This is a genomic window from Merdimmobilis hominis (assembly GCF_016901855.1).
GTDB lineage: Bacteria > Bacillota > Clostridia > Oscillospirales > Ruminococcaceae > Paludihabitans.
On the sequence record NZ_JACJKY010000061.1, the window covers coordinates 1 to 745 of the forward strand.

Here is a 745-nt window from a genome sequence, read left to right on the forward strand (position 1 = left end):
CTTCGTAACTAAACTGGTATTTTCCCATTTTTCTTCAACTCCTTGACTCTTTTATTATACATCAAGGTGTCCTATATTTTAATGTCTACTTTTTAGGTATCATATCAAACTACTCATCAATAAATTCCATGATGTCATCGGCAGTGCAATTCAGAGCCTTGCAGATTTTGCCGATCACTTCAACTGTCACATTTTCGCCTCTGTTCATTTTGGTGATTGTGTAGTTGCTAATATTCGCTGCTGTTTCAAGGTCTTTTTTCTTCATATCCTTGTCAATCAACAACTTCCACAGTTTTTTATAACTGACAGTCATAGCGATTACTCCGTTCTAATATGTATTATGTTTTTGTCATACATCTGCAGAGAAAAAGATGCAAACAAATACACAGATAATATTATAACAAATTTTCATGAAAATCACAATAGAAAATAAAGCGAAACATTTATTTTTGCTAAAAAATTTATAAATACTATATATCGGTCTTTTCTCTTTCTGCTGTAATCTCTCTTAAAGTGGGGACTTCAAGGCGGCTCACAATGAACCGCCCCTCAGTCCACAAAAAAGACAGACTGCTCCCTTGTGAGTAAAAATAGATTTTTTAAAGCAAATAATATCGATTCGAGGTCGCGCTTCCATTTTCACGGTAGTGCGGCTCTTTTCGTATAAGACCTGCTTTTTCTAAGTCTTTGACTGCTCGTTTTACAGTGCTGCGGGAGAGCGACAGATCTTTTGCAATGGTGTTAA

General features: G+C 35.6%; 2 protein-coding genes. Both read right to left on the reverse strand.

Going from position 1 to position 745, the window contains the following annotated elements; translation table 11 throughout:
* Positions 1-109: 109 nt before the first annotated feature.
* Positions 110-313, reverse strand: coding sequence for a helix-turn-helix domain-containing protein (locus H6A12_RS13040; protein WP_204448433.1), 204 nt, complete (start codon positions 311-313; stop codon positions 110-112).
* A 286-nt stretch (positions 314-599) separates the two neighbouring features.
* Positions 600-737, reverse strand: coding sequence for a MarR family transcriptional regulator (locus tag H6A12_RS13045; protein WP_430623639.1), 138 nt, complete (start codon positions 735-737; stop codon positions 600-602).
* Positions 738-745 lie beyond the last annotated feature (8 nt).

What these genes read in the sequence shown, in the direction of transcription:
- H6A12_RS13040 (WP_204448433.1), bottom strand. Translation starts at nt 313, where the DNA reads ATGACTGTCAGTTATAAAAAACTGTGGAAGTTGTTGATTGACAAGGAT.